This window comes from Lutibacter maritimus (genome assembly GCF_900116115.1).
GTDB lineage: Bacteria > Bacteroidota > Bacteroidia > Flavobacteriales > Flavobacteriaceae > Lutibacter > Lutibacter maritimus.
Genome location: NZ_FOZP01000004.1, coordinates 348,493 through 358,088, shown reverse-complemented (window position 1 = coordinate 358,088; position 9,596 = coordinate 348,493). Strand labels below are relative to the sequence as shown.

General features: G+C 29.1%; 9 protein-coding genes. 4 read left to right on the top strand and 5 right to left on the bottom strand.

The window, feature by feature from the left end; all coding sequences use genetic code 11:
- The 3 genes from BM335_RS08810 to BM335_RS08800 all read left to right on the top strand — a co-directional run.
- A partial coding sequence (locus BM335_RS08810) for a T9SS type B sorting domain-containing protein (protein WP_143102404.1) occupies positions 1-1,166 on the top strand: 1,166 nt, incomplete at its 5' end.
- Between the two features lie 11 nt (positions 1,167-1,177).
- Entirely contained in the window at positions 1,178-2,101 is a 924-nt protein-coding gene (locus BM335_RS08805) for a PorP/SprF family type IX secretion system membrane protein (RefSeq protein ID WP_090225572.1), read from the top strand.
- A 19-nt stretch (positions 2,102-2,120) separates the two neighbouring features.
- Positions 2,121-4,040, top strand: coding sequence for an OmpA family protein (locus BM335_RS08800; protein WP_245780647.1), 1,920 nt, complete (start codon positions 2,121-2,123; stop codon positions 4,038-4,040).
- A 308-nt stretch (positions 4,041-4,348) separates the two neighbouring features.
- On the opposite strand, the gene BM335_RS08795 is transcribed toward BM335_RS08800, so the two are convergent.
- The 3 genes from BM335_RS08795 to BM335_RS08785 all read right to left on the bottom strand — a co-directional run bounded on the left by BM335_RS08795 (position 4,349) and on the right by BM335_RS08785 (position 7,596).
- A complete protein-coding gene (locus BM335_RS08795) occupies positions 4,349-4,528 on the bottom strand; it encodes a hypothetical protein (protein ID WP_090225570.1) in 180 nt (59 codons plus the stop codon).
- A gap of 75 nt (positions 4,529-4,603) precedes the next feature.
- Entirely contained in the window at positions 4,604-5,107 is a 504-nt protein-coding gene (locus tag BM335_RS08790; protein WP_090225567.1) for a CAP domain-containing protein, read from the bottom strand.
- Between the two features lie 458 nt (positions 5,108-5,565).
- Positions 5,566-7,596, bottom strand: coding sequence for a M3 family metallopeptidase (locus BM335_RS08785; protein ID WP_090225563.1), 2,031 nt, complete (start codon positions 7,594-7,596; stop codon positions 5,566-5,568).
- A gap of 171 nt (positions 7,597-7,767) precedes the next feature.
- Here BM335_RS08785 and BM335_RS15735 point away from each other — a divergent pair, with 171 nt between their 5' ends.
- Complete coding sequence (locus BM335_RS15735) at positions 7,768-7,929, top strand: hypothetical protein (RefSeq protein ID WP_177219185.1); 162 nt, start codon at positions 7,768-7,770, stop codon at positions 7,927-7,929.
- A 1-nt stretch (position 7,930) separates the two neighbouring features.
- Here the strand turns inward: BM335_RS15735 and purE are convergent, their stop codons facing one another.
- Together purE and BM335_RS08775 are read right to left on the bottom strand one after the other, a co-directional pair.
- Positions 7,931-8,416 carry a 5-(carboxyamino)imidazole ribonucleotide mutase gene (gene purE / locus BM335_RS08780; protein WP_090225561.1) on the bottom strand — a complete coding sequence of 162 codons (486 nt, stop codon included), beginning with the start codon at positions 8,414-8,416 and terminating at the stop codon, positions 7,931-7,933.
- Between the two features lie 7 nt (positions 8,417-8,423).
- Positions 8,424-9,569 carry a 5-(carboxyamino)imidazole ribonucleotide synthase gene (locus BM335_RS08775; RefSeq protein ID WP_090225559.1) on the bottom strand — a complete coding sequence of 382 codons (1,146 nt, stop codon included), beginning with the start codon at positions 9,567-9,569 and terminating at the stop codon, positions 8,424-8,426.
- Positions 9,570-9,596: the final 27 nt, after the last annotated feature.

Below are 9,596 nucleotides of genomic sequence, written 5' to 3'. Positions count from 1 at the left end.
ACCTATGGAATACAGGAGCAACAACAGCAAGTATTGACGTTATAGCGCCTGGTGATTATACGGTTACAGTAACAGACAGTGATAATGGATGTTCAGCAACAACTTCAATAGTAGTTAAAGAAAATAAATCAGTAGTTCAAGCTGAAATAAAAAGCAGTGGTAATTTAAGTTGTATAACAACCAGTGTAGTTTTAGATGGAAGTTCATCAGTATTTACAGGTAATGCAACCTACTTATGGAGTACAGGAGCAACAACTCCTCAAATTCAGGTGACCGCGCCAGGTGATTATTACTTAGTAGTTTCAGTTGGAACTAATGGATGTTCTGATACGGCAACTTTTAAAGTTACTCAAGATATTGTAAAACCAATAGTAAATATTAGCGGTAATCAAGAGTTAACTTGTTCAAGAACATCAATTATACTAGATGCAAGTAATTCAATTGTTCAAGGAACAGCAAGTTACCTATGGAATACTGGGGCAACTACATCTTCAATAACTGTTACGCAACCGGGAGTTTATTCAGTTACGGTTAGGGATAGCAATAATGGTTGTTCAACAAGTATAGCTGCTATAAATGTTGTTTCAAACTATGGAACTCAAGACCTAGACGGTAAGTCTATATCATTGTGTATATCTGAGGTTCCATTTAGTTTAAAAGATTTGTTGGTTGAGAGTTATGTTGAAGGCGGAAATTGGAAGGATGATAATAATAGCGGTGGTTTAGTAGGTGAATTATTCGATCCTAGCATTGTTAACCTGGGAGATTATGAATTTACCTATACTGAGCCAGGAGATTGTGGTAGAAAGATTACAGTATATGTAAATGTAAATGACGACTGTATAGTATTACCTTGTTCTACAGAAGGAACAATTGAAATATCTAAAGTTGTAACAGCAAATGATGATGGTGTAAATGATGCATTTACAATTTCAGATGTTGCATCTTGTGGATTTACTGCCGAAGTTCAAATATTTAATAGATGGGGAAAAATAGTATATCAATCTACCAATTATCAAAACAATTGGAAAGGATATCACGATAATTCAGGATTAACCTTTAATACAAATAATAAATTACCAACAGGAACTTATTATTATATAGTTAAAATAATTGGTAGTGGATACAAACCAATTACGGGATATATATATTTAGGGACTCACTAAAAACAAAAACTATGAAGCGATTAATTATTATTATAGTAATGTTTGTTATTGGATTTGAATATTCGAATGCACAACAATTACCTCAGTTTACACAGTATATGTATAATACAATAGCAGTAAATCCAGCTTATGCAGGAAGTAGACAAGCGTTAAGCATTGTTGCATTGAACAGAAATCAATGGGCTGGTTTTGATGGAGGTCCTCAAACCCAAACATTGTCAATTCATTCACCACTTAGAAATGAAAAAGTAGGTTTAGGTTTATCTTTAATAAATGATAAAACTGGATTTGAAAACTTTACATATGTGTATGCAGATTTTTCTTATACTATTGATGTGGATGATGCAACAAAGTTGAGTTTTGGAATAAAAGGAGGGATGACCTATTATAAATTAGCAGAAGAATTGTATAACTCAGCAGAAGCAGGCCAAGATCCTTACTTTGATGAAAGATTAAATAGATGGAATTCCAATTTTGGAGTAGGTATTCTTTTACACTCAGATAAATGGTATTTTGGGTTATCTGTTCCAAAAATGATTAATCATGATTTAAATAATAAAACTGAATATGCAGCATTGGAGACTGTTCATTTTTATGGGATTGGAGGGTATGTATTTGATTTAAGTGATAATATAAAATTAAAACCATCCTTTTTATTTAAATATACTGAGGGAGCTCCAATTTCAACCGATTTATCTGCAAACTTTTTATTTAATGAAAAATTTTGGCTTGGAGGCTCGTATAGATTTAACGGAGATCAAAGAGATATAGGTGCTTTAGTTGATTTTCAAGTTACCGATCAATTTAGAGTTGGATACACTTATGAAATTCCAACTGGAGAAATTAGACCATATACATCTGGTTCACACGAAATATTGTTGATGTATGAATTCAGATTTATGAAAAACAAATTAAAATCTCCTAGATATTTCTAACCAAATAATGATGAAGATTATGAAAAATAGTAAATTAATACTTATTGCTCTTGTTTTAATGTGTGCTTCCTCTTTTGGTCAAACAGTTAAACAAAAAAGAGCCGAACGACAATTTAATAACTTTTCGTTTGTAAAGGCAATTAAAACATATGAAAAGCTAATAGATACTAGCTTTAATAAAAACTATGCCATGCGAAAGTTGGGAGATGCATACATTATGTTACGTCAACCAGAAAAGGCATTAGAGATTTATGCAAAAGTAGTTCAACAAAAAAACGTTCCTTCTGAATATTTCTTATTTTACGCTCAAACATTAAGAGCAAATGGAAAATATGATGAATCGAAGAAATGGATGAAAAAATTTAAAGAAGCTGGAAATCAAGACGATTTAAGAGTAAAAGAATTCTTTAAAAATGATGATTTAGCAAGTGCAATATTTAATGTCTCAGAAAAAAACACCATTAAAACATTAAATTTAAACACAAAATATAATGATTTTGGGGCTGTAGAATTAAATGATAATATAGTATTTGCATCATCAAGAGATGAAGGTGTTTCTATTAAAAGGTTGTATGGCTGGGACGCACAACCGTTTATTGATATTTTTCAAGTGCCTTTAAATAATGTTTCTGTAGAAGCAACTACTAAAATAGAAGGAGATGTAAATTCAATTCAACACGATGGCCCTGCTGTATTTAATGCTGATGGAACCAAAATGTATTTTTCAAGAAATAATTATTATAACGATAAAAAAATTGAAGATCAAAAAGGTGTTATGCACTTAGGAATTTATACTGCAGATTATGTTGATGGAAAATGGGTAAATATAAAACCTTCCAACTTAAACAGCCCTAATTATATTGTGTATCACCCTACAATTAGCAGTGATGGTAAAAAGTTATATTTTGCGTCTGATATGCCAGGTGGATTTGGCGGAACTGATATTTATGTTAGTGATGTAAATGAAGATGGTTCATTAGCTACTCCAAAAAACTTAGGTCCAATTGTAAATACTGAAGGTAATGAATCCTTCCCGTTTATTTACGAAGAGGAAAATAGTTTATATTTTTCTTCTAACGGTCATGTTGGTTTAGGTTTATTAGATGTTTTTGCAACTGTTAAAAATGAAAATGATGAAATAGTAAATGTTATAAATTTAGGAGAACCTATAAATAGTAAATACGATGATTTTGGTTACTTTTTATCTAAAGAAGGGTTTTCAGGATATATTTCTTCAAACAGAAAAGGAGGAGTTGGTGGAGATGATATTTATGCATTCACTAGAATACCACCTTTAACTTTAAAAGGTCAAATTAGAGACGCTGTAAATAATGAGCCAATTGAAGGAGCAAAAGTTGTACTTGCCAGAAATAATGGTGAAGAACTTGCTTATTTTATTACAGGTAAAGATGGTTATTATGAACATTTAATTGAAAGAGACAAAGAATTTGTATTAAAGGGCTCTAAAGAAAAATATAACTCAATACAAAATGCATTTAATTCATTTGGGTTAGAAAAAGAGAAAGAACTTATAGTAAATTTAGATCTTAATTTAGCGCCAATTGAAGATGTAGCCATATTAGCAGATTTAGATATTATTTATTTTGATTTAGATAAATCAAATATTAGACCTGATGCTGCGTTAGAATTAGACAAGGTTGTTAGTTTAATGAATAAATATCCAGGAATGGTTATTAGAATGGAATCTCATACTGATAGTAGAGCTGATGATCAATACAATATAGATCTATCAAATAGAAGAGCAAAATCAACCTATGAATATATTATCTCTAGAGGAATAGATCCAGCAAGAATAACAAAATATGAAGGTTTTGGTGAAACTCAGTTAGTTAATAAATGTTCAAATGGTGTAAAATGTACTGAAGCTGAACACCAATTAAATAGAAGAACAGAATTTATTATAGTTAAAATGAAATAAAAAAAATAGCAGTCGTAAAATATAAAACTTGACATACTACCGTTGTGGGGACGACAATTTTCTCAAGTAATTTACGGCTGCTTCTTTTTAAAACAAAAAAATCAATAAAGTAAATTATTGATTTTTTTGTTTTAAACAATTACCAAAGATTTGATGTGTACTATAAATTTAAGCAAATACTCAAATTATTTTTAAATGGCGATATAAAAATTTGCTTAAAATTAAAAACTTGACCTACCGTGTGGGGACGATTTACTCAAGTAATTTACTTATAATTAACTTAACTAAAATTCTAACTAACTTGTATCTTAAAGCATTACGCATTTCTCAGGATTAGAAACAGTTTCACCTAAATGATTTCTATAGCTAAAATTTGGAAATAATGTATTAATGTATATTCTATTTGTTTCAATATTTCTTTTTAAAGAGTTTTTTACAACTTTTAAATGAAGGTTCTTTTTTTCTAAAATTTGAGGGGTTGAGTTCATAATTTGGGATTTAAATTAAACTACTATTTTATTTTACTCTTTAATATTTTATTACTTAGAAGGATTTTCAGTTTATTATTTTTGAATAAATATTTGTGTGAAATAATTTCTTCCAGCACTATTAGATTCTGTTGAAATACCAAAATGAGTATTTTTTGGGTCTTCAATTGCTTTTCTGTGCTCATCACTATTTAACCATCCATTTACCACACCTTGAGCTGTGCTATAGCCATAAGCCACATTTTCCGAAACGCTTTTTGCAGCGGCATTATCAATTAAGTTTTGGGCTCTTAAATTGAAGTTATCATGATTTACTTGACCTGTAGTTATCATATAGTTTGTGTGGCCATCTGCAACTCCTGAAATGATATTTAAAGTAATTAAACTTGATAAACCTTTACTTTCTCTGTATTCATTTACTAAGGTTAATATTTCTGTTTCAATTTCAGAATATGTTACAGTAGTATTTATAGTTTCACTTGATTCGTTAAAGTATATACCATCATCTTCTTGAGAGCAAGAAAATAAAAAAACAGTAAAAAGAAGTATCGATAATAATTTTGGGGTTATTGATTTCATTTTTTGGGGTTTTTTGGGGTTGATATATTTATTAAAATTCGTATTTAAAGCGAATTATTTTTTATGTTAATTTTTAATTTTACTTTTTTTAATTTAAAATCACCAAGTTTTTTTATTTAAACTTGGTGATTTTAGTTTTCCGTTTAGGGAAATCAAACAGATTATTAATAATCTTATCAAAATGTCAAACAAATTGTTGGGGTTAATGAAATTTTAACACTGCTAATGTACATATAAAAAACAATAAAAAAAATAAAAAACTAAAAAAATTACCATTTATTTATAAAAACGAACCGTTTGTTTTAAAAATATGACATTCGTCAGATTTTCAGTTTGTTATATTTTCAATTTTTAGAAAGTTGTTTTTATTGTTTAAAACAATTTGTAAATGATATATAAAACTAAAAAAGGGCAAAATTCTTTAATAATTTTGCCCTTTTTTTGTGGAGTTTTTATTGTTATTTTAATAAACCTGCACGTTTTAATAAAGCTTCGTTTGTAGGTTTTTGTCCTCTAAATTTAGTGTATAAGTCCATTGGTTTTACAGTACCTCCTTTTTCTAAAATATTAGCTTTAAATTTTAAAGCAGTTTCTTTATCAAAAATTCCTTTTTCTAAAAATAAAGAAAATGCATCAGCGTCTAAAACTTCAGCCCATTTGTAAGAATAATATCCAGAAGAATATCCGCCTTGAAAAATATGTGAGAAAGAAGTACTCATACAATTTTCTTTAACATCAGAAAATAATTGTGTGTTTTTAAAAGATGCAGTTTCAAATGTTTTTACGTTTTTAATTTCTGAAGGGTTTTTACTATGCCAATCCATATCTAAAATACCAAAACTTAGTTGTCGTAAAGTTTGCATTCCTTCTAAAAAGTTAGAAGATTTTTTAATTTTATCAATTAATTCCATAGGAATCAATTCATTGGTTTCGTAATGTTTGGCAAATAAATTAAGTGCATCTTTTTGGTAACACCAGTTTTCAAAAATCTGACTTGGTAACTCTACAAAATCCCAAAATACACTAGTGCCCGATAAACTTGGGTATGTTGTGTTGGCTAACATTCCGTGTAATGCGTGTCCAAACTCATGAAAAAGTGTGGTAACTTCATTAAAAGTTAGCAGTGATGGTTTTGTTTTTGTGGGTTTTGTGAAATTACAAACAATTGAAATGTGTGGCCTTGAGTTTTCGTTATCTTTTTTCCATTGATTTTTAAAAGAAGTCATCCAAGCGCCATTTCTTTTTCCTTTTCTTGGAAAAAAATCTGCATATAAAATAGAAACGTAATTTCCAGAAGTATCGGTTACTTTATAGGTTTTTACTTCTTCGTGATATTTTTCAATAGTGGTTATTTCTTCAAATTGTAAATCATATAATTTTTTTGAAATTTGAAAAACACCTTCAATAACATTTTCTAATTTAAAGTAAGGTTTTAATTTTTCTTCTTCTAAGTCAAATAATTCTTTCTTTAATTTTTCAGAATAATAAGCACTGTCCCATTTTTCTAAATGATTGATGCTATCTTTTTTTGCTAATGTTTCAATTTTATTAAATTCTTCAATAGCAGCAGGTTTAGCTTTTACCAATAAATCATTTAAAAAAGAGATAACATTTTCAGGAGTTTCAGCCATGCGTTCTTCTAAAACAAAATGTGCGTGCGATTTATAGCCTAATAAATTTGCTCTTTTGTATCTTAAGTTCGCTATATCTAATACAATTTGTTGATTATCATTTTTATTGTTTCTAAAAGCTTTTGCACCAAAAGCAATTGCTAGTTGTTTTCTTAAGTTTCTATCATCGGCATAGGTCATAAATGGAACATAGCTAGGATAATCTAAGGTAAACACCCAACCATCTTTTTCTTTTTGTTTGGCGGTTAATTCTGCAGCTTCAATTGTGCCTTCTGGCAAACCACTTAATTGTGATTTGTTAGTTAAGTGTAATTCAAAATCGTGTGTTTCAGCTAAAACATTTTCACCAAATTTTAATTTTAATTTAGAAAGTTCTGTATCTATTTTTCTAAGCTCTGTTTTTTGATCTTCATTTAAATTTGCGCCATTTCTAACAAAACTTTTATATTTATTTGTTAAAAGCATGTCTTGTTCTGGAGTTAAATTTAAATCATCTTTAATTTGATAAACTAACTTAACTCTTTTAAATAAAACTTCATTTAAAGTAATATCATTTGAAAATTCTGTTAATAATGGAGATATTTCTTGTGCTATTTGTTGAATATCATCCGTAGTTTCAGCTGAATTTAAGTTGAAAAATATACTTGAAATTCTATTTAATTGTTGTCCGCTAAATTCTAAAGCTTCAATTGTGTTTTCAAAAGTAGGAACATTTGTATTATTGGTAATTGCATCAATTTCAGCTTTTGCATTTTTGATACCTTCAATAAAAGCAGGTTTAAAATGCTTGGTTTTTATTTGTGAAAACGGTGCCGTTTCGTTATATGTTGTAAATTTTTTTAAAAGAGGATTACTCATATTATTTTTTAAATAAATTATTTTAATGCAAATATATTATTATGTAGTGACTAAAATAGTGCTTAAGTGTCATAATATTAAAAGTGATAAATAAATAAATTTAAAAAAATAGTTCTGTTCAAATAATTTATTAATACAACCATCGTTAATAAAATACAAAATTACAGTAAAATGGAAACTTTAATTTTAGAAGAAAAAGACAACAGTTTGAAGTTTAAAAAAAATAACATGAATAAAAATAACAAATTACCAATAAATACGATAATGCCTAAATTTAAGTATGTAAATAAAAAAGGGCAAAATGTAACTGTTAGTAAAAATATTCCTTTATAACTTATTTTTTAAGTTCTTCTGAAGATTTATAAACTTTAGATTTTAAATTTTCTTTGTACTCCACAATTTTAGCTAAAATGGATGGGTTTGAACTACCTATTATTTGAGCAGCCAAAATACCAGCATTTAATGCACCATCAAGTGCAACGGTTGCAACTGGAACTCCGCCAGGCATTTGAAGAATTGATAAAACTGAATCCCAACCATCAATAGAATTTCTAGATTTTACAGGAACACCAATTACAGGAAGCGGACTCATAGATGCTACCATTCCTGGTAAATGTGCGGCGCCACCAGCTCCGGCAATTATCACTGAAATCCCTCTTGTGTGAGCGTTTTTGGCGTAATCAAATAATTTTTCTGGCGTTCTGTGTGCAGAAACAATATCAACTTCAGTTTTAATTTCAAAACTTTTTAAAATATCAATGGCTTGTTGCATTATTGGAAGATCTGAAGCGCTTCCCATGATTATTCCTACTTTGCTCATACTTTAATTATTTACTGATTACTCTTATGGTATTTTTTACTATTTCGGCAATTTTTCTGGCTTCAGCTAAATTGTTGTTAACTACAGTAACATGGCCCATTTTTCTGAAAGGTCTGGTTTGCTTTTTTCCATAAATGTGTGGCGTAACACCATCCATTTTTAAAATTTCTTCCATATTTTCATACACAACATCACCCGAAAAACCTTCTTCACCAACCAAATTTACCATAATTCCAGCAACTTTACTGTCAGTATTTCCTAAAGGTAAGTTTAAAATACTTCTTAAATGTTGTTCAAACTGGCTTGTGTATGAAGCTTCAATACTATAATGTCCGCTATTGTGGGTTCTTGGCGCTACTTCATTCACTAAAATTTGGTCATCTGCTGTTTGAAACATTTCAACAGCTAACAGCCCAATATGCTGAAAAGATTCTGCTACTTTTAATGCAATGTTTCTTGCTTTTAAAGCAACGTCATCAGAAATTCTTGCAGGACAAATTACATATTCTACCTGATTTGCTTCCGGATGAAATTCCATTTCAACAACTGGATAGGTTTTTATTTCTCCGTTTTTATTTCTAGCAACAATTACAGCCAATTCATTTTTAAAAGGAATTAATTCTTCAATGATACACTCAGTATCAGTTAAAACTTCTAAATCATTTTTTGTTTTAACAATTTTTACACCAGTTCCATCATAGCCAAATTGCGCCGATTTCCATACAAATGGATATTTTAAAGTTTCCTTTTTTAAGGCTTGTAAATTGTTAAATCTTTTATGTGGCGATGTTGGAATATTATGAGAAACAAAAAAATCTTTTTGTTTTCCTTTATGCTGTATTATTTGTAAAACGTTTGGTTGCGGATAAATTTCTAAACCTTCTTGTTCTAATTTTAATAAAGCTTCAATATTAACGTGTTCAATTTCAATGGTTAATAAATCTACTTTTTTTCCAAAATTGTAAACAGTATTAAAATCTAATAAATTTCCAACATGAAATTCATTACAAATTTGTGCGCAAGGCGCATCTTTTGCTGCATCTAAAATACTGGTATAAATATCGAATTTTTGTGTTTCGGTCAATAGCATTTTACCTAATTGACCACCGCCTAAAACGCCTAATTTAAAATTTGATGAGAAATAGTTTTTCACTTTTTAAAGGTTTCGGACAAAAATAGT

Bases quoted from the DNA above. Each gene is read 5' to 3' on its own strand.
- BM335_RS08805 (WP_090225572.1), top strand. From the start codon at position 1,178: ATGAAGCGATTAATTATTATTATAGTAATGTTTGTTATTGGATTTGAA.
- BM335_RS08800 (WP_245780647.1), top strand. From the start codon at position 2,121: ATGAAAAATAGTAAATTAATACTTATTGCTCTTGTTTTAATGTGTGCT.
- BM335_RS08795 (WP_090225570.1), bottom strand. From the start codon at position 4,528: ATGAACTCAACCCCTCAAATTTTAGAAAAAAAGAACCTTCATTTAAAA.
- BM335_RS08790 (WP_090225567.1), bottom strand. From the start codon at position 5,107: ATGAAATCAATAACCCCAAAATTATTATCGATACTTCTTTTTACTGTT.
- BM335_RS08785 (WP_090225563.1), bottom strand. From the start codon at position 7,596: ATGAGTAATCCTCTTTTAAAAAAATTTACAACATATAACGAAACGGCA.
- BM335_RS15735 (WP_177219185.1), top strand. From the start codon at position 7,768: ATGGAAACTTTAATTTTAGAAGAAAAAGACAACAGTTTGAAGTTTAAA.
- purE (WP_090225561.1), bottom strand. From the start codon at position 8,416: ATGAGCAAAGTAGGAATAATCATGGGAAGCGCTTCAGATCTTCCAATA.